Here is a 19,711-nt window from a genome sequence, read left to right on the forward strand (position 1 = left end):
TACACCTCTTATTCTTTTACAGAACCACCTAAAATTCCTGAAATAAATTGTTTTTGCAGTAATAAGAAGAAAATCATAATTGGAATCGTTGATAACGTCGTTCCAAGCATGACTTCCCCATAATCAATTCTCGCCATTCCAATTAAGCTCGATAACGCGACTGGAAGGGTGAACATATCCTTCGAATTCAGCGTGATGAGCGGCCAGAGTAAGCTGTTCCATTGCGACATGAATTGGAAGATGGCGACAGCGGCGAGTGCCGGCCTCGTTACCGGCAAGATAACCGTGAAGAAAATCCTTAGTTCTCCCGCCCCGTCAACCCGGGATGCTTCAATAATCGAATCCGGAACAGCCTGCATATTTTGCCTCATTAAATATATGGAGAATGGAGCGGCCAAACTAGGCAGGATAATCGCTTGATACGTATTTAACCAATCGAAAGTAACCATCATCTCAAACATTGGAATCAGCGTTACTTGGAAAGGAATCATGAGCGAACATAGAATCACGAAAAAGAAAGCATTTTTCCCTTTAAAGCGGTATTTTGCAAAAGCATAGCCTGCCATCGCGCTGATCAGTGTGCTTAGAACCGTATAGACAGTCGCGATGAACAAGGAATTCCAAAAGACTTTCGCAATCCCGATCGACTCACTCAGCGACTTGAAGTTTTCGGCTAAGTGCTCGCCAGGCAGCAGCTTTGGCGGGACACGGAAGATATCGCCCGATTGATGGGTCGAGCCGACAATCATCCAATAAAATGGAGCGATCGATAGAATGACACCGATTAAAAGTAAAGCATACATCCAGATTTTCGTTGAAAGCTTCTTAGAAGTTATCATTAATCTTCACCTACCAATTTCATCTGGATCCATGAAATGACTGCCGTGATCATGACTAGCGCATAAGCAATCGCGGACGCATAGCCAAAGTCGAAAAACTTAAAGCCTGTTTCGTATAAATAAAGCGTAATCGTCATCGTCGCGCTGTTCGGGCCGCCCTGTGTCAAAATAAACGGCTCGTCAAACAACTGAAGTGTCCCAATCGTCGACATGACCACGGTAAAAATGAATACCGGCTTCAACTGGGGCAGCGTGATCATGAAAAATTGTTTCACCTTTCCCGCGCCGTCGATACTTGCCGCTTCATATAAATCAGCCGGGATATTCTGCAGCCCCGCTAAGAAGATGACCATATTGTATCCGGTCCATCTCCACGTCATTACGAGAATGACAGAAACCTTTGCCCAAAACGGAGTCGTCAACCATGGAATTTTGTCCATGCCAACGAGCGATAGAAGATAGTTTACTAGTCCGAAATGCTCGTCCAAGAGAATCATAAAGACAATCGAGGCAGCGACAAGCGCCGTAATCGCCGGCATGAAATAAGCAATCCTGAAAAGTGACTTCGCCTTAATCAGGGCCGAATTGAGTCCGACAGCGATAAGGATCGCCAAAAAGATCATAAGGGGCACTTGGACAATCAAGATCTGAAAGGTGTTCATCAATGATTTATAAAAAATCGGGTCATGGAACAACCTTGTGTAGTTGGCAAAACCAACAAATGTTTTTTCTACGCCCTGCACTTTTTGAAAGCTTAGGATGAACGAAGAAATGACGGGATAAACAGTAAAAATCAAGATTAGGATAAATGCCGGAGCCACAAACAAATATGGCGCATTTTTAGGGGTTAATAGGTTCTTTCTCGTTTTAGGTTGATATTTAGGGGCAGAACTTACTACCGGTTCCGTACTTTTCACTTATTGCGCCTCCTGACTTCCGAATAACCTTCATATGATGGAAATGAGAGAAGGAGCGTTGCCCTCTCTCATTTCGGCCAGCCATTTATTTATTTCATTTGGTTTTCAAGTTGTTTCTGTGCATTCTTCAAGGCAGATTCCACTGATTTGTTTTCCAGAAGAATCGCTGCTTGTGAATCAGAAACCAAACTGCTTGCTTTTGCATAGTCCTTGGTCAAATGAATTTTAGGAACTTCGTCCACAATCTCAGCAAAACGCTTGAAGATTGGCCCATTGTTAAAGTATTCATTATTAGCCGTAAATTGCTCTTCATTATAGGTTTCCTTCAATGATGGGAAGAGACCGTAATTATTGAACCCGATCATTTGTGGTTCCTTATTTGTTGTAAAGTACTCAAGGAATGCATAAGCCGCAGATTCATTCTTAGTGGAAGCTGGAATCAATAAGGACGATCCCCCTACGTTTGCATAGCGGCTTCCGCCTTCTTTAAAGGCCGGCAAGAAAAACACATCCCATTTGCCTTTCAAATCAGGAGCCTGGTCCATAATCGTGCCTGTATACCAAACACCATAAGGAATCGTCGCTACTTCACCATTGACGGTTGCTGTTACAATTCCGTCCCAGCCCTTGTTGTTCAAAATCAAATCTTCGTCATGAAGCTGTTTAATCACCTTCATCGCGCGAACCGCTTCAGGAGACTGGAGCGTAATCTTTTCATCTTCATTGAAATAAGACAGTCCTTGCTGCTGCATCATCATTTGGAAAACGCCATCATAGTTGGGAATATCAATCGGAAGCATCTTTTTGCCGGTTGCTTCTTTAATTTTCTTACCAGCGGCGATATAGTCGTCCCAAGTCTTAATCGATTCAGGATCTACGCCGGCCTTTTCAAAATAATCAACCCGGTAAAAGACTCCTGCAGGGCCGATATCCCATGGCGCAGCGATGAAGTTTCCATCTTTATCCTGCACGGAGGCAACCTTTGCAGGGTTGAATGAATCCTTATGTTTGTCATATCCAAGCTTGCTCAAATTCAGGAATCCCTCTGGAAATTGGTTGATATATCCAGGAATCCGTTCGTCCTCCATGAGCACTACATCAGGAAGGCCGCTTCCTCTCGCAGCTAAACCAACCGTCAGCTTTTCGTAAAGGTCACCGCTGTTGAAGTCTTCAACCTGTACTTTTACATCAGGATATTTTTTCTGGAAGTCTTCGACCGCTTCCTTCATTGTTGCTGCTGCGATATCCCATCCCCAAACCGTAATGGTGCCTGCAGGGTTTTTCGCATCACCTGTTTTTTCCCCAGCGTCTGAGGATTTGTTCGAGCAAGCTGACAGTACTAAGAGCATTATAGCTAGTAACAGTGAAAGATACTTTTTCATAATTGGTCCCCCAATTTTTTGTATTGTTTTTTTACTGCTGGATTGCGAGATTACTATATAAGTTGTTTGCTTGATTTCCGCTCCCGGCACTTCGCTTTCCATGGGGCGCCAGTGGAGCCTCCTCGGCGCTTAAGCGCCTCCGGGGTCTCCACTTGCCGCTACATCCCATAGGACAAACAGCTTCCTCGATTAGCTTTGCACGAAGGAAACGCGATAGCGTTTTCGAGGAGTCTACGTGCCTTCCGCTCCAATCATCTATGCATAAATCTTTAATACAACCTATATAGTTAAAGTCTTAACTTTGAGTATGTTTGGTTTAATATTCTGTCAATTATTTGAAACCCCTTACATTATTACTTATACTCCCAACCCCTTTTCAGTAAAAGACAACGGTTTTTACTTTTTCATTTTAACTCTGTCTGAGGTAACATTCAATATTTTCTATGAAATTTACACATAAAATTTTAGTAAAATTCAATTAAATTAAGTAAAACAGGGTGATTTTTGAAAATAACAGTAAAAAATACCCTTTTTTGTTATGTTTTTGGTTCATCCAGATGATTTTATTAAGATGTGTTTTAGTAAAAACATTCGGCCTTTATCAGTTCGTTGTCGCTTTTAATATCCAAGGGGAATAAAAAAAAGACCCTTTATTGGGTCTTGGATAAGTTTTTTACTGGGGCTGCGCTTTCTCGTTCTATTAGTTTTGTGTGGATGGTAACTTTTTTTGAGATTTCACGTTTTGATGCGATTCTTTCAAGTAAAAGCTCGACGGCTGTTTCTCCCATTAATTCCGTATACAGTTTGATCGTTGTGAGCGGCGGTACCATATATTGAGCCGATGATACATCATTAAACCCAACGATGCTAAGGTCATCCGGAATTCTGACGCCCAACTCATAAGCTGCCTTATAGCAACCGACCGCGATTGAATCGTTTGCGACAAACACAGCGGTCGGCCGCTGGTCACCACTTAGCAATTCCTTCATGATCAAGTATCCGTCCTTTGGATTATAGCCGCCAATTTTGACAAACTCTTCTTTATAAATCCCTTTTTCAGTCAAGAAAGTCTCAAACACATCCTGACGCAAATCCTTGAAACGGTTGCCATACATATCGGTTTCAACTCCGCCGATAAAGCCGATATTCTTGTGGCCCAATTCCAATAAGTATTGAAGCGCAGATTGTGTTGCAGAGTGAAAATCAATGATGACCGAGTCAAAATGATCGAGGTCGGGATTCGCATCGACAAAAACGGCTGTCTTTTCAAAACTCTTGATTAACTCAATGTCCGCCTGCTTGAATGTCCCAAGGCAAATGATGCCATCAAGTTTCGGGAGGGTTTTCTTTGTCTCGGCTCTGCTGATTTTATAGTATTCCATCCCCATGCTTTTAAGCTTCTTTTCCAGCGCTACACGGATGGACAAATAGTATGTGTCAACCAATTCTTCCTCAAGCGAATAGGAATAATAAAGGCCGATAAGCCCCTTCCTTTTCGGTTTCTTCTTCTTCGAATTTACGACGTAATTTAATTCCTCCGCAACTTCAAAGATCCGCTTTTTCGTCTCCGGCGTCACATTCAATGTCTCATCATAATTCAGCACCCTGGATACTGTTGCCATCGAAACCTGTGCCAAATCGGCAATGTCTTTTATCGTCGCCATTATCCATACCTACTTAATTTGTATTTAACTACTTCCATCATAACAAATACCTTTACGAGAAGCTTCCAAAACCTTACATAGCTTCCTCGATGGGTTCCTCGACAGGTCTCTTTTTGAAAAATTTGAGCTTCGTTTCCGAAATCACAATGGCAAATAGTATGAGAATCGCCCCGATAATCATTTTCAACGTAATGACCTCACTAAGCAGGATGATGGAGAAGACCATCCCCCAAAAAGCCTCCGTTGACAAAATGATCGCCGCACTTGTTTCCGTCGTGTATTTTTGCGCGAATGTCTGCAATAAAAATGCAAGCGACGTGGAGAAAACCCCCAAGTATAAAACATTGGAAACCCCTTCTGGATTCATTGAAAGGGACGTTTCCCCCTTGAAGAAAACAATTACAAATCCCAAAACGGCTGCCGTTCCCATTTGGACAAGGGTTAAAAGAATTGGATCTTCATCCTTAACAAACTGCGTGGTGTAGAAAATATGGAACGCAAACCCAACCGCGCATATTAACGTAAGCAGGTCCCCAATATTTACTTCAGCAGTAAGCTTCAGTGAAATCGCCCCAACCCCCGAAATCGCGAGAATTGCTCCAAAAAGTTCAAACCGGTCCATTTTCCGCTTATAAATAAAATACGCAATGAATGGGACAATCACCACATTCACCGCAGTGAGAAAGGCATTTTTCGAAGGAGTTGTATACTGCAGCCCAACCGTTTGAAACGCAAATGCCAAATACAAAAAGATCCCGAGCACTGATCCTTTAAGAATAGTACTCTTTTTAATCTTCTTTAGTTTCCCGAAAAACACAACGCCTAACAAAAGGGCGCCAATAAAAAACCGGATCGCTAAAATCTGGTATGGTGTATAATGCTCAAGCGCAGCCGCGCTTGCGACAAAACCGCTTCCCCAAATAATCGCTACAATCGTAAGACTCAATTCTCCAATATGTTTCTTCATCTAATCATCCTCTAAACTTTTCTCCACTCGAACCTTGGCCAATTAACAACATTACAAAACCAAAAACCGTATAAACCTAATTCTCTATCCATCATTTTATCGCATAAGCCATAGCAGAAGAAATGTCTTTTTTAAACTAACAACTAAATTATATTCTGATTTTTAGTAAATGTAAACAGATTTTCCGCTTATTTTACTAAAACAAAAACCTTGATTCCCTCTATGTGCATCATTGAAATCCCTATAGTAAAGTAATAGGAAAGACCAAAAGGAGGCCAACCATGTTAAAGAAATTCACACTGGAAACAAAATCGAGGGACGAAATGGTCGAAATCACCGAGCTCATCCAGAACTATGTATCCGGACAAGGGCTGCAGGATGGCGCGGTCATCGTTTATTGCCCGCACACGACAGCCGGCTTCACCATCAATGAAAACGCCGACCCCGACGTCAAGCGTGACATGATCCGCCGCTTTGATGAAGTCTACCCGTGGTACCATAACTTGGACAGGCATATGGAAGGGAACACAGCCGCCCACATGAAAGCAAGCACCGTCGGCCCCTCCCAGCACGTCATCATCAACGATGGCCGGCTTTTGCTCGGAACATGGCAGGGGATCTACTTCTGTGAATTCGACGGTCCCCGGACCCGACACTTTTACGTTAAAACACTTTAACAGAACGGCTCAGTTAAAGGTGAGTGTAGATTTTAAATGAGTTGATTGGAACGGAGGGGACTGACTCCTCGAAAATGCTAGCGCATTTCCTTCGTGCAAAGCCCATTCGAAGAAGCCAGTTGTCCTGCGGGATGCAGCGGCACGTGGAGACCCCACAGGCGTCTAGGACGCCGAGGAGGCTCCATAAAGAACGGAGGGGACTGACTCCTCGAAAATGCTAGCGCATTTCCTTCGTGCAAAGCCCATTCGAAGAAGCCAGTTGTCCTGCGGGATGCAGCGGCACGTGGAGACCCCACAGGCGTCTAGGACGCCGAGGAGGCTCCATAAAGAATGCTCCTGCGCCATAGATTATTCGGGGAAGAGAAACTTCAGCTCGTCGCAAAGCAGCACGAAGCCAATTCATGGATGTTTCTCATGATGTTGGTGCAGGTAGATGCTTCGCCCCGCGGAAAGCATGTCCCCGGAGTGGAAATCAACAATCAAGGATTACAGAGCCAACAGAAAAGGGACAGGTTCAAAAACCCAAGGAAGCATCGAACCGCTCCCTGCCTCACTAAAAAACCCGCACGACTGCAGTAGCAGCCATGCGGGCCATTCTTTTCTCTTCCTTATATAATCCCCTGGAATCGGAGGATGATTTCCGCGATGATGGCGGATCCCAGATACGTTCCGAGCAACACGCACATCCCGATGATAATCGTTTTCCAGCCGAGCTTGGCGAAGTCGGTCCAGGAGCGGCCGATGGAGATGCCGGCGTAAGCCAGGATCGGAGTTGCGATCGCCAGCAGATTTACCTGCGCAGTCCACTCGACAATTTTTTCCTGGAACGGCATGCCCGGAATCGTAATAATGAATCCAAGGATGCCGATGTAGGCGATGCTCGGAATCTTTTTGAACGGAAGGGCTTTATGGATGATCAGCCCGATTAAACTAAGTCCCACTAACACAAGCAATCCAGGAAGCGCGGCAAGCGGCATGACTTCATAACCAATCCAGTTCCCCACAAGAACCAGCAAGGAAACAATAACAAATAAGACAACCCATTCTTGTATGCTTTTCAACATTGGTTATTACGCCCCCTTTGTGTTCGCTTCAACAGCTTTTTTATTTTTCACTCGCGATAGCATGCTATACAGCTTTTCAGTTAACGGCAGCCCGATCAAAATACTCGCATACAAACCAGTGACCGATGTCAACAGGTTGCTGGCTCCAGAAAATGCGGTGATTTCGTCCGCCATGTCCGGAAAATTCGCCACGAGCGGCCCGAGTGAAGCAGCCGCCATACTACCGCTTCCGACGCCAGTCGCCATTGCGAAAGAGTACGGATGAAGAGGCGTGGCTGTCGCTAAAAATCCTGAAATAAGTCCAAGGAAAATCGATCCGAAAACCGTTCCGAAAATATAAATCGCCATTACGCCACGGCCCTCAGGTGAAGATAGACCGTATTTATCCGTGATCAGCGCCAGATTTGGCTCCCGGCCAATCGAGTGCGTCATCCCGACCGCTTCCCGCTTCAGACCAAGAAATACGGCAATCGGCAAAGCGAGGAAAATGGTTCCCAGGTTCCCAAGCTCCTGAAGAACGAGCGCCGGTCCCGCTTCAATCAGAAGCGGCAGCGCCGGACCAGCCTGAACGCCGAATTTTGCAATCAATAAAGTAAGTGTAATAAAGACAAGAGTCTCAGCGTTCTCAGACTGTTTCTTAGTTACAGCCGGAGTGAAATAAACGGCGATTCCGATGATGACCGCATACAGCATCGGCAGCAGCAGGATGACGCCGACCCCAACAGGGATCCGATGCGTGCCAATCAACTCCGCCACCACAACAATCGCGAGCACCGTCAGATGCAATCGCCAGTCCTTCCATAAATCCCTAGCATTTTCACTCATTTCCTCTTCCCCCTTTTCGCATTGAACATTAATTGCTTACGGCTTCGCCCGCATGCACCTTCATATACTCCAACGTCGCTTTTCCAAGCACCTTCGCAGCAATCATCAGCGCGCGCTCGTCGATATCGAATTTAGGATGATGGTGTGGGTAGGAGTCAATCCACTCCGGGTTCTCCGCGCCCGTGAAAAAGAAAGTCCCCTTCACATGCTGCAAATAATACGCATAATCCTCGCCACCCATGACGGGTTCGGTTTCCGCCACCTTCTCAACGCCAGGCACATCCACCGCCAACCGCGCGACAAACTCTGTTTCTTCCTTATGATTGACCAAGGTCGGATAGCCGCGCGAATACTTGAATTCATAGTGAGCACCATTCACCTCGCACGTTCCGCGGACGACCCTTTCCATTTCCTTTTCGATAAAATTGCGGGTTTCTTCTTTAAAAGTTCTGACAGTACCGATCATTTCAGCCGTATCCGCGATGACGTTGTACGGATTTTTTGCCACGAATGACGTGACCGATACGACTGCTGAATCCAATGGATCGACCTTCCGGCTGACGATTTGCTGGAGATTGTTAATCAGTTGTCCCCCGACCAGGATACTGTCAATCGTTTGGTGTGGATAAGCGCCATGCCCGCCGCGCCCCTGGATTTTAATATCGAATCGGTCCGGTGCCGCCTGAATCGCACCAACCCTGTACCCAATCTCGCCAAGAGGCATTTGTGCCTGTAAGTGCGTTCCGAAAATCACATCGACACCCTCGAGGCAGCCATCTTCAATCATTGAGATTGCCCCGCCCGGAGGCAGCTCCTCCGCATGCTGATGGATGAACACGACCGTGCCCTCCAACTCGGCTTTCAACCCGTTCAACACCTTCGCAAGGCCAAGCAATGTCGCCGTATGTCCGTCATGGCCGCACGCATGCATCACCCCGTCATTCCGCGACTTGAAGGGCAAATCCGTCTGCTCCAAAATCGGCAGTGCATCGAAATCCGCCCGCAGCGCCACAGTCGGCCCCGGCCGGTCTCCCTTCAAATAAGCAACAACACCATTGCCGCCAACGCCTGTCCGGACTTCGTGTCCCAGCCCGTGATGATAATCCGCGATGTATTCAGCTGTCTTTACCTCTTCAAAAGACAACTCCGGATACGCATGCAAATACCGGCGAATCGCAACGATTTCGTCATAAACTTCATCCAGCTTTTCGAATAAGTTCTCCACTCCAGTCCCTCCTTGTTATTCCATCATCTCTTCCAAAACCCGATAAACTGCCGATGAATCCTGCTGGCCCTTGCCCTTGTTTTTGCCTAAATGGAACAGTTGATGGGTCATCTCACTGACAAACGTTGAGATATTTGAATCTTCTGCCAATTGACGGTACAAGTGGACGTCCTTCGCCATATTCGCAAGCGAAAACTTCACATTATCAAACGACTCGTCCAAAATATTGACGCCGAACACATCCATCGCCCGCGTCTGCCCGGATCCTTTTTGCAAAATGCCGGCAAGCTTGTCCTTCGCAACTCCTGAGCGCTCCCCGGTCAGGAACGCTTCGCTCAATAATGCAATCACGCCCGCTACGACCATATTGTGGCAAAGCTTGACCGTCTGGCCCGCTCCGCTCTTGCCGACATATTCGATATGCTTTCCGACCGCCTGCAAAACCGGCAAAATCGCCCGAAATTCCTCTTCATTTCCGCCAACCATAATCGTCAACGTCCCATTCGCCGCTCCTTCAGGCCCGCCGCTAAGCGGACAGTCGAAAAACGAAACGCCCAACTCCGCCGCCGACTCATGCAGCTCCCTCGTCAGCTTCACTTCATTCGTGCTCATGTCCAGAACGAAGGAGCCTTTTTTCAGCCTCGAAAGGACTCCTTTTTCACCGTCCACAAGTATCTCCCGAATGACAGCCGGCGAGGCAAGCGACAGGATTAAATAATCGACTCCGCCCGCCATTTCCGCCGGGCTTGTACACGAAACCGCTCCAAGCCCGGCCAGTTCCTTGACCGCATCCTGATTGATATCATAAACAAGCACGCCAAAGCCTTGTTTCAATAAGTTTTTCGCGATGCCGCTTCCCATCAGCCCGCATCCAATCACGCCAACCGTCGCCAAACGCCCATCCCCTCCTCGCAAAATTAACCTTCGACCTAAAACTGCGGGATCAGCCAGTAAATTGGAACCCCAGAAGGCTTCACCTCAGCCCGAAGCCCACCCCCTCACAACTTAAGCCTTTATATAAACCGTCTTATACTCCGTCCAAAACTCGAGCGCGGTCGAGCCCTGCTCCCTCGGCCCGAGGCTCGAAGCCTTTTTGCCGCCGAACGGATATTGATTTTCAAAATAATTCGAAGGGATATTCACGTGTGTGACGCCGGTCTGGATATGCTTCACGAAATGCATCGCCTTCTCCAGGTCTTTCGTATAAATCGTCGACGACAGCCCAAACTCGCTGTCATTCGCCACCTCCAACGCTTCCTCATACGAATCAACTTCAACAACCGCGATCACCGGCGCAAAAATTTCTTCCTTGAAAATTGTCATCTCAGGCGTGACGCCGCTGAAGACAGTTGGAGCGACAAAATACCCCTTTTCCTTGCCCCCGTCGGTCAGCCGCTTCCCGCCGCATTCAAGAACCGCGCCTTCTTCCACCGCCAGATCGATATGTTTTAAATAAAGATTCAGTTGGCTTTCATCAATAACTGGGCCATTGTCCGCTTTCTCATCAAGGCCATCGGCAATATGTAAGTCATTCGCCGCTTCAACCAATCTGCTGATCACCTCGCCGGAAATGCTTCTCGGCACAATCAGCCGGCTTGTCCCAGTGCAGCGCTGGCCGTTGTCGAAAAATCCGCTGATGACGACATTCCGGATCGTCTCATCAAGATTCGCGTCCTCCAGGATGATCGAGGCGTTCTTCCCGCCCATCTCTGCCTGCATCTTGCCGCCGCGGCTCATGACCGCCCTGCCAAGCGCCAGGCCAACATCAGTGGAACCGGTAAACGAAACAGCCTTGATTTTCGGATGCTCGCCAATCGCTCCGCCAATCACGCCGCCCGGGCCGGTCACCATATTGACAACCCCTTTCGGCACTCCCGCCTTCTCAAACAGCTCCATGATTTTCACGCTGATCAGCGAGGTGTTGCTTGCCGGCTTAAAAATCACCGTGTTCCCGGCGACAATCGCGGGGGCAATCTTCCAGATGCCAATCCCTAACGGAAAATTATATGGCGCGATGACCCCGACGACCCCGAGCGGTTCCCGGACGGTATAGGCGAAAATGTCCGCGTTCTTCGAAGGGATCGTTTCCCCTTTCAATCGCGTCGCCTCGCCGCTAAATTGCTTCATCGCATCAATCGTTATATTCACTTCCGCCAACGAATTCTTATATGTCTTGCCTACTTCCTTCGTAATAATGGTCGCCAGTTCTTCCTTTTGCTCCTCCAGCAAGTAGATTAACTTGAACAAAACATCGCCCCGTTCCGGGACAGCCACCTGTGACCATGTATTAAACGCCTGCTCCGCGATAGAAATCGCCGCCTCCACATCGCGCTGATCGGATTTTTGGAAATAGCCAAGCACCTCATCCGTGTTCGCCGGGTTGACACTCGCGTACACTTCCCCCGATTGCGCCGCCACCCACTCGCCATTGATGTAATTTAAGTACGTTTGAGCCATTCTTCCTCACCTCTTCTCTTGATTAAAATTTATTATAATATTCTAAATAATAAATAAAAATGTGGCAACCCACAAAGTTTTTTTTCAAACCTTATGGGTCGCCACATATAATTGGGTTGCAATCATCAAATCAACCCATTCTTTTTCATTGCCGAGGCTCAGCCCGAGCACTTCTTCAACCTTTCTCAGCCGGTAATACAGCGTGTTACTGTGGATATGCATCTCGGCTGCCGTGTCCTTATGATTTTTATTATTCCGAATAAAACAAAGCAATGTATTCAGCAAAACCGGATCCGTCTCCAGCAGCCTGCCAATTTTATCCTCTATGTACATATCGATCATCTGCTGGTCCATTTCATGGAAAAGGCGCTCCATGCCAAGCTTTGAATACTCAACCACATTTGCCGTTTTGGACGTTTTTGCATAGCTGACCGAACGGAGTGCCTCCTGATACGATGACGCCAGCTGCTGGACCGCCGTCTTCCGGCCAATTCCGATTAACACATTCTCTCCGCCCAAAATCCGTTCGATTCCATTAATGACTTTTTGCAAAACTTCCTCCGGCGCCTCGCTCGGAAGCAAAAGAATCAGCTGGAACATGTGCGTCACGACAAAACACTTTTTGCAGATTCTCTCAAGCATCTTCTCGATTGAAAGGACAATCCACTGTTTCTCTTTAAGTTTATTATTTTGCCACAGCGAGCCGCCAGCGCCTTCAACAATCACACACTGGATGCCGCTCGTCCGCTCCCACTTCAAATAATGGAGGAGGCGGTTGACATCATAATGCTTCTGCTCATGAATCAACTGGTTGAAAACCTCATTGCGGAAATGGAGCTCCTGCTCGATCAAAGCGCTGTCCTTCGTGATTTCGAGCGCCATCGCCAGGCTCGCATGCTCGATAATCATCTGTTCATTCTCGGCAAAATAGGCAAACGGTTTCTCCAGTTCAAGCATGCCAAGAATCTCCTGCCCCCGGACAATCGGGAAATCCCGTTCACCTTTCTCCACAATCGCCGTTTCGTGATAAACCACCCGCGACCGAATCAATTCTTCCAGTAAAGAAAGGATTGACTCCATCCCATTCCCATCGATAACCACCTGGTAAAACTTTTTATGAATCGAAATCGAATCTGCCAGCATTTGATGCTTCATCAGCAAATCGGTATACACCCGCGAATGCTCAATCGCAATCGCGCTTTGGTCCGCGATAATCTTGATCACTTCAAGATCCGCCATCGAGAAAAGCCCGTCATGGCTGAAATTATCAACAACCAACACCCCAAAACAGCGGCCCTTGTAAATAATCGGCACACAAAACGCGCTCTTAATCTTCCTGTTATAAACCCCTTTCAAATAAGCGCAGTAGTTCTCAGGGGACATCGTTGTCATCGACTCATCAATTTCCTGCTCGGACTTAAACAAAATCGCCTTTTTCTCTGTAAACACACGCCCTGCAATCGACTCATCCAGAGATATGGAAACCTCCCGGAACGCCTCGGCATCGACCCCCTTCCCCTCAACAAACTTCAACTTCTCATCCGACTCGTCATACAAATAAATGATGAACGTGTCCGTCGAACTCACCAGCTCACTCGCAGCCGCAATCAAATTCCGCAGCACTTCCTTCAAATCCAACGACTGCGTCAACAGCTTATTAATCTCCAACAGTTTCATTGCCTTATGTAAATCCAAATCAAATGCCTCGGTTTGAGGGGAAATCATCCCGTTGCCTCCTTTCTATTGCGCTCAATGAAACCACTAGCGCCGGTAGTCTTTAATTGCTCTTACACGATGTTATTAATAAGAGGTTCAACAAAAAGCGTGTGAATCCTGCCCGGATTTCAGTACTCTTTCCTTTTTAGGTGGAAAACCAGCATTTTAAGTTCTAGTAAAAATAAGAAAAATATTAGCTCCTCTAATCTTTTAAAATGAAACACTAAAATCGCCCACATGCTCCAAGGATTGCCAGCCTGGATTGGTCCCGGCCTTATTTTCTTTATGATATGATAGACAAGTTACAAAGCAATTGAGAGGATGTGCAAGTAGTAGTGTCAACAACGATAGGCCGTAATGAGAAGTGCCCATGTGGAAGCGGCAAGAAGTATAAGAAATGCTGCGAGAAGGGGTCAGCTGGACAATTGGACCAGCTGCTAAACAAGGAATTACGGGAGCTTCAAGCTGATATAATAAGATTTACATGGGATCACTATGAATACGAAATTAAAGATTATTTAAAGGAACATAACGATAACTTCCCGATTCCCGATGAGGCAGAAGAGGTGTTTGAATTTTGCGCAGTAACCTGGTTTGCCACATCCCACGCTAAAAATGGAAAAACCGCCATGGATGAATACCTCGGATCTTTATCCAAAAGCAAATACAGGCCAAAGGTAAAAGTAATGGCCGAGGCCTGGGGAAACAGTTACCCTTCAGTGTTCAGGGCAGTCGGGTTGGACAATAGCAAGTCCTTAACCGTTGAAGATATTTTCACAAAAGAAACTACCGAGGTAAAATTACTTGATCAGGACTATTTGCCGGAACAAGGCGATCTCATTATCGCAACAGTCCTTCTTTCAGAGCCGGCGGTGTTCTTTGGGACCTTCTTTAACATCCCGTCAAACATAGCGGATGAAGTTGCTGGGGAAGTACTCCGATTATACGATAAAAACGGTGATGGCAATCCGATCTCCTTTATGAAAGAGTCGTTTCTGCTCATCGTTGATCGATTTATGTTCCCGGAACCTGTACCCCCTATAAACGAGTGGGAATGGCCTTCACAAAAACACCGTGAAGTTGCGGAAGCATATGAGGAATACATAAAGGAATTAGATCATTCAGAGACTTTTGCCAACCAAGGCCTAACTCTTTGGTCCCAATACTGTGAAGAGGCAAACTCTGCAATCAGGAACCCTCAAATCTATACGGCCGCGCTCATCTATTTAATTCTGTCACAGAGACAAACTCCTGTTTCAATTTCTCAAAAGCAACTGGCTGAAGCCTTTGGAATTTCCGCGGGGAGCGTCTCAAGCAAATACAGGGATATGAAAAAAACCCTCGAAAACGAGCTCCAAGCGAAAGAAGAAATAACCACATCAGCGTGAATCAAAAGTCAGATTCTGCTGGGATTACGCAAAGAAAAGGCACAACCGGAGAGAGTGTCCACTCCGTGTTGTGCCTTTTCTTTTTCGGGAAAATTGGTCCATACACCAGGCCTTGCTCCTTCGGCAAATTTCCAAGCATGACATTGTTCCAAAAGAAAAACGCGAATTTTTTCATTACTATTGGTTTTAAAGCACGTTCAAATTGGAACTACTTTGAGCATTAGGGTCTAGTCCTAATTTTCCCATAATAGTAACCTTATAGGGCTTTCCACTCATTGAAATTTATGGATTCTTAATATTCAATTAACATAGACGCAATATGTACGCAATACAATTGAATTGTTGTTTTTGGCCACTCTATTAATCTTTTTCAAAAAAGGGAGGAACCTCATGAGTTCAATATGGAAAAGAAAGATGCTGCCGGTTACGCTTTCTTTTGCCCTTGCTGGAAGTATTATTTCACCAAGCTTTACATCTGCCCTCGGCCCGTTTGATTTGCAGTCTGTTATTGCTCCTGTCCCAATCAATCAATACCAAGCAGACCTCGCACCCGGAGTAAAAGAAAAGCATTATAGTTTTGAAGGAAAAGATGGTAAAAAGATTGAGAGTTTTGTAGTCGATATCGACATCCAAAACCCGACTGTCTCAATCGAGGCAGGAACACCGAATGACGGTAATACATATGGCCTGCAGCCAGTGAGGCAGCAGGCACAAGCAGCGGATAGCGAAAACCATAAAGTTGTAGCAGCCGTAAATGCCGATTTTTATAATATGGCAACGGGTGAGCCACATGGCGTTGTTTACAAAGATGGGCAGGCGGTAAAAGCAACTACCAGCTCATCGCATAAATTCTTTGGAATCACCAAGTCCGGAGAAGCCGTGATTGGGGATGCAACAGTGTATGCCGCCATGAAGGATCAGCTCAAGGAAGCTCTTGGAGGGAATGCCATCCTGGTTAAGGACAGCAAAGTCTATCAAACTCCTCAAACGGGACAAGATAGGGAACCACGGACAGCAGTCGGAATTAAACAAGATGGTGATGTGTTTTTCGTTGTCATTGACGGAAGGCAAGAACCGTATTCAGCCGGTATTTCAATGCCTGACCTGGCACAATTGATGATTGACCTTGGAGCGGTGAGCGCCTTGAATCTGGATGGCGGCGGCTCGTCGACATTCACAACCCGCACCCTGGGCGGAGATGTGCTTGAACTCGACAATCAGCCGTCCGACCGCAACGAACGAAGCGTGGCCAACAGCTGGCTCGTTGTCACACAAGAACCTTCCGACAAAATTTTTGCATCTGCATATATCGAGCCTTATGACAAATCCTTTACACCAAATTCGACCATACAGTTTTCGGCAAAAGGCAGGGACAAATCGATGGCATCCGCCCTCCTTCCGCAATCCGGGTTAAGCTGGTCATTGTCCGATCCATCTTTCGGCACAATCGATGAAACCGGAGCGTTCACTTCAAACGGAAAGAACGGTCAATTCGAGATTCTCTTAAACTACCAGGGACAGCAGGTCGGCAGGAGTATCATCGAAATTGCCCAGCCGGACGACCTCGGCTTTGCTTCAACAGAATTGACGACCGCCAGGAACAGTGAAGTCGACCTCAACTTGACTGCCAAGTTCCAAAAGCGGGTGGTCAATTGGAATCTTCAGGACATCGAGTTCTCAATCCCGGAAGGAATGGGCGAAATCGATGAAGCAGGCGTCCTTCACACTGGTGATAAAAATGTATCAGGGACAATTACCGCGGCATTAAAAGGAACCAGCCACACCGCACAGATGAAGGTCTCTGTCGGAAAAATGCCTGAAGTTATATTTGATTTTGAGAATGGCATCTCTGGCTGGAGAACATCGACCGCCGGCCGCGGTGAAAAAGGAACTCTCAACGTTTCCACCTATCCAGACCAGGTGAGGTTTGGAAATCAAAGCTTAAAATTAGACTATGATTTTACGAATGCACAGACCGGGACAACGCTCGGCGTCTATGCGGGGCCTGGGATCAATACGGCAATCAGTGACAATCCGACCGGCATCGGCATGTGGGTGTATGCAACTCCTGAAGCGCAGGGCTACTGGCTGAGGATGATGATTGTCGATGGCAACGGCAAGAACCAAACAATTGATCTGACAAAAGAAAGCCCTGGTGTTGACTGGACAGGCTGGAAATACATTGAAGCGCCGATTCCATCCTCATTCACAGGCCCATTCAAATTACATTCTACGCAAACTATCCGGATGATGTCGACAAAGTCCGGCATTACAGGCCCGATGACAAAAGGGACAGTCTACATTGATAACATCCGCGCTGTCTATGGTGAAAAGATGGATGATTTGAACCCTCCTGTCATCGAGTCCATCAATGTTGACGGGGAAAATTTTGACACAAACGCAGTTAGTATCAAGGCAAATGTCAGTGAATATGAAGACGACCCATTCAAAACCGGCATCGACTGGGAGAAAGTCAGCATCTATGTCGATGGGGTAAATTACACGGACAAGGAAGGCCATTACTCGTATGATATGGACGGATCTGTTTCACTCAGCGGGCTGACATGGGCGGATGGAACCCACAAAATCACCTTGATGGTACCGGACAAATTCGGCAATCAGGCGATTAAGACGGTTTATTTTGCCATCAGCACCGGGGCTGCCAAAATGGAAGTTGTCAATCAGCAGGAGCAGCCGCTTCTCGGTGACCTGTTCAACCTGACTGTGAAGGCAACCAATCCAGCAGGTTTGACCGGTTCAACCATCAAACTCAATGTGGATAAAAACTTCCCTGTAGAAGGAGTCCAGTTCGGAAATGGGTTCAGCGAAAGTACGTATGCCTATGAAAAAGAAACTGGAACCCTTACATTAAATCTCACGAATACCGGTGCAACATCCTCCGGTGATGCTGCAACCGTCCAGGTCCGCATACCTGCTGACACAAAAGAAGGCAGCAAGCTGACCTATGAGATAGCGGAAGCTATGCTGAATTTCCGGAGCGGAACTGACAGTAATTTTGTTCCGACGTTTTCAATGGCTCCGGTAAGCAAGGAAGTAAAGGGTGCCTTTACGATTACAGCCGACTCGATTTTAATCGGCAAGCCAACCGCCATGACGGTTAAAGATACCAATAACAAGCCAGCAAGCGGCGCTGAGGTCTTTGCTGAGATTGAAGGCAGCAGAGAGCCTATATCACTTGGCACAACCGATGAAAATGGCCAGCTGATTTCCGGTCCAATTACAGATGAAGTCAAAAAAGTTGCACTCTATGTAGTAAAGGACGGCAAGTACTCGTTTAAGATGAACACACAGACATACCCTGCTCTAGCTGCGGAAGATGAAATCAAAAACATCCTTTCCAACCCGGCAGGAGACCCTTATAAAATGAAATCGTTCACCTGGATGTCGAGCCCGCTGACTGACGGTAAGGCGATGGTCAAGTATGCACGCAAGCAGGATTACGAACGCAAAGGCGAGGATGCATTTAATTCTGCCACTGGTACATCAAGCAACCAGGTTTTCTCCGGCGAGCTTGATATTGCGAAAAACGGGATTGTCAGGGTCAATGAAGTACGCTTAAGCAAACTCCAGCAAGGTACCAAGTATGTATACCAGGTTGGAGACGGGCAGAATTGGTCACCAATCGAGGAATTTACGACTGAAAAGCGGAAGCAGAATTTCGAGTTTGCCGTTTTCGGCGACACGCAATCGCCTTCGGATTTAAGCGATTTTAACAAAATCCTTCATGACCAAAGCAAAAACAATCTATCTTTCATGATTCATGTCGGTGACCTGATCGACGAATCGGCCAAGTTCAAACAATGGAACGACGCACTCGGTCTGATGAGTAGCATCAACTCGATTCGTTCAACCGACCTTGTCGCAGCTCTCGGCAACCATGAATACATGGGCGACCCGGACGGCAGCCTCGCAAAAGCCATTTTCAACAACCCGAAAAACGGGCCTGACGTGGACAAGGGCGGCACGTATTCCGTCGAATACAACAACATGCATATTAGCGTTCTCGGGTTTACGGACAGTGCCGAAGTGCTCGATAAGCAGCTCGAGTGGCTGAAGAAGGATATGCAGAACACCGACAAACCTTGGAAAATCCTTGTCACCCACAAGCCGCCATATTATACGAACCCGTTCGGAGGCAATGCCATCATAAAGCAGAAGCTTCCGCCGGTTGTCGATGAGCTCGGCATCGATATCGTATTCTCCGGCCACGACCATTCCTATGGCAGGACGAAAAAAATCAAGGGCGGCCAGGAAGATACAAACGGTACAGTCTACATCGTAGCCGGCACGACTGGTAAAAAACACTACGACGCCGTTGCTGATGAAAAATTCGACTACGTCAACATGGACGCGATCGCAGTCTCCATGCATGCAAAAGTCGACAAGGATACAATCACATTTACCACCATCACATCAGATGGTGAAACAATCGATCAATTCACAGTTAAGAATGAAGAGTATTTTGATACCGGCGAAGAATAGCACTTTATAGGAAAAGGCAGCTGCGGGGTAACCACAGCTGCCTTTTACTAGCTGGACAATCACTATTTCTTTTCCTCAACGATTTTT

The 19,711-nt window shown here is 46.8% G+C and carries 15 protein-coding genes; 4 read left to right on the forward strand and 11 right to left on the reverse strand.

The genetic code is table 11. The features are described from left to right. Positions 1-8 precede the first annotated feature (8 nt). The 5 genes from BN1002_RS16900 to BN1002_RS16920 all read right to left on the reverse strand — a co-directional run bounded on the left by BN1002_RS16900 (position 9) and on the right by BN1002_RS16920 (position 5,769). Positions 9-839 carry a carbohydrate ABC transporter permease gene (locus BN1002_RS16900; RefSeq protein ID WP_048826706.1) on the reverse strand — a complete coding sequence of 277 codons (831 nt, stop codon included), beginning with the start codon at positions 837-839 and terminating at the stop codon, positions 9-11. Beyond that, positions 839-1,756, reverse strand: coding sequence for a carbohydrate ABC transporter permease (locus tag BN1002_RS16905; RefSeq protein ID WP_082036276.1), 918 nt, complete (start codon positions 1,754-1,756; stop codon positions 839-841). Before BN1002_RS16905 ends, BN1002_RS16900 begins: the two co-directional genes overlap by 1 nt. Before the next feature lie 89 nt (positions 1,757-1,845). After that, on the reverse strand, positions 1,846-3,138 hold the full coding sequence (locus BN1002_RS16910; RefSeq protein WP_048828019.1) for an ABC transporter substrate-binding protein: 1,293 nt from the start codon (positions 3,136-3,138) through the stop codon (positions 1,846-1,848). 650 nt (positions 3,139-3,788) lie between these two features. Continuing rightward, entirely contained in the window at positions 3,789-4,802 is a 1,014-nt protein-coding gene (locus BN1002_RS16915) for a LacI family DNA-binding transcriptional regulator (protein ID WP_048826707.1), read from the reverse strand. Between the two features lie 73 nt (positions 4,803-4,875). Further along, the gene (locus tag BN1002_RS16920) at positions 4,876-5,769 is read right to left on the reverse strand and encodes a DMT family transporter (RefSeq protein WP_048826708.1); all 894 of its coding nucleotides are present in this window, start codon (positions 5,767-5,769) and stop codon (positions 4,876-4,878) included. A gap of 281 nt (positions 5,770-6,050) precedes the next feature. Between BN1002_RS16920 and BN1002_RS16925 the strand changes: the two genes are divergently transcribed. Both BN1002_RS16925 and BN1002_RS16930 read left to right on the forward strand, forming a co-directional pair. Then, entirely contained in the window at positions 6,051-6,446 is a 396-nt protein-coding gene (locus tag BN1002_RS16925; RefSeq protein ID WP_048826709.1) for a secondary thiamine-phosphate synthase enzyme YjbQ, read from the forward strand. Positions 6,447-6,776: 330 nt separating this feature from the next. Next, positions 6,777-7,025: a hypothetical protein gene (locus BN1002_RS16930; protein WP_048826710.1), complete on the forward strand. Its 249-nt coding sequence runs from the start codon at positions 6,777-6,779 to the stop codon at positions 7,023-7,025. 29 nt (positions 7,026-7,054) lie between these two features. On the opposite strand, the gene BN1002_RS16935 is transcribed toward BN1002_RS16930, so the two are convergent. From BN1002_RS16935 to BN1002_RS16960, 6 genes are all read right to left on the reverse strand, one after another. After that, positions 7,055-7,510: a hypothetical protein gene (locus BN1002_RS16935; RefSeq protein WP_048826711.1), complete on the reverse strand. Its 456-nt coding sequence runs from the start codon at positions 7,508-7,510 to the stop codon at positions 7,055-7,057. Positions 7,511-7,516: 6 nt separating this feature from the next. Beyond that, complete coding sequence (locus BN1002_RS16940) at positions 7,517-8,335, reverse strand: DUF3100 domain-containing protein (protein WP_048826712.1); 819 nt, start codon at positions 8,333-8,335, stop codon at positions 7,517-7,519. A gap of 28 nt (positions 8,336-8,363) precedes the next feature. Continuing rightward, positions 8,364-9,560: a M20 family metallopeptidase gene (locus BN1002_RS16945; RefSeq protein WP_048826713.1), complete on the reverse strand. Its 1,197-nt coding sequence runs from the start codon at positions 9,558-9,560 to the stop codon at positions 8,364-8,366. A 15-nt stretch (positions 9,561-9,575) separates the two neighbouring features. Continuing rightward, positions 9,576-10,454, reverse strand: coding sequence for an NAD(P)-dependent oxidoreductase (locus BN1002_RS16950; protein WP_048826714.1), 879 nt, complete (start codon positions 10,452-10,454; stop codon positions 9,576-9,578). Between the two features lie 111 nt (positions 10,455-10,565). Continuing rightward, positions 10,566-12,017, reverse strand: a complete 1,452-nt coding sequence (locus BN1002_RS16955; protein ID WP_048826715.1) for an aldehyde dehydrogenase family protein — start codon at positions 12,015-12,017, stop codon at positions 10,566-10,568. A gap of 84 nt (positions 12,018-12,101) precedes the next feature. After that, positions 12,102-13,742, reverse strand: a complete 1,641-nt coding sequence (locus tag BN1002_RS16960; RefSeq protein WP_048826716.1) for a helix-turn-helix domain-containing protein — start codon at positions 13,740-13,742, stop codon at positions 12,102-12,104. Between the two features lie 326 nt (positions 13,743-14,068). On the opposite strand from BN1002_RS16960, the gene BN1002_RS16965 reads away from it, so the two are divergent. Both BN1002_RS16965 and BN1002_RS16970 read left to right on the forward strand, forming a co-directional pair. Next, positions 14,069-15,121, forward strand: coding sequence for an SEC-C metal-binding domain-containing protein (locus tag BN1002_RS16965; RefSeq protein WP_197072813.1), 1,053 nt, complete (start codon positions 14,069-14,071; stop codon positions 15,119-15,121). A 390-nt stretch (positions 15,122-15,511) separates the two neighbouring features. Continuing rightward, complete coding sequence (locus tag BN1002_RS16970) at positions 15,512-19,624, forward strand: phosphodiester glycosidase family protein (RefSeq protein ID WP_048826718.1); 4,113 nt, start codon at positions 15,512-15,514, stop codon at positions 19,622-19,624. Positions 19,625-19,711: the final 87 nt, after the last annotated feature.

The sequence above is a fragment of the Bacillus sp. B-jedd genome, from assembly GCF_000821085.1.
Classification (GTDB): Bacteria; Bacillota; Bacilli; order Bacillales; family Cytobacillaceae; genus Bacillus_D.

Coding starts and splice junctions, on each gene's coding strand:
- BN1002_RS16900 (WP_048826706.1), bottom strand. CDS start 839: ATGATAACTTCTAAGAAGCTTTCAACGAAAATCTGGATGTATGCTTTA.
- BN1002_RS16910 (WP_048828019.1), bottom strand. CDS start 3,138: ATGAAAAAGTATCTTTCACTGTTACTAGCTATAATGCTCTTAGTACTG.
- BN1002_RS16915 (WP_048826707.1), bottom strand. CDS start 4,802: ATGGCGACGATAAAAGACATTGCCGATTTGGCACAGGTTTCGATGGCA.
- BN1002_RS16920 (WP_048826708.1), bottom strand. CDS start 5,769: ATGAAGAAACATATTGGAGAATTGAGTCTTACGATTGTAGCGATTATT.
- BN1002_RS16925 (WP_048826709.1), top strand. CDS start 6,051: ATGTTAAAGAAATTCACACTGGAAACAAAATCGAGGGACGAAATGGTC.
- BN1002_RS16930 (WP_048826710.1), top strand. CDS start 6,777: ATGCTCCTGCGCCATAGATTATTCGGGGAAGAGAAACTTCAGCTCGTC.
- BN1002_RS16935 (WP_048826711.1), bottom strand. CDS start 7,510: ATGTTGAAAAGCATACAAGAATGGGTTGTCTTATTTGTTATTGTTTCC.
- BN1002_RS16940 (WP_048826712.1), bottom strand. CDS start 8,335: ATGAGTGAAAATGCTAGGGATTTATGGAAGGACTGGCGATTGCATCTG.
- BN1002_RS16955 (WP_048826715.1), bottom strand. CDS start 12,017: ATGGCTCAAACGTACTTAAATTACATCAATGGCGAGTGGGTGGCGGCG.
- BN1002_RS16960 (WP_048826716.1), bottom strand. CDS start 13,742: ATGATTTCCCCTCAAACCGAGGCATTTGATTTGGATTTACATAAGGCA.
- BN1002_RS16970 (WP_048826718.1), top strand. CDS start 15,512: ATGAGTTCAATATGGAAAAGAAAGATGCTGCCGGTTACGCTTTCTTTT.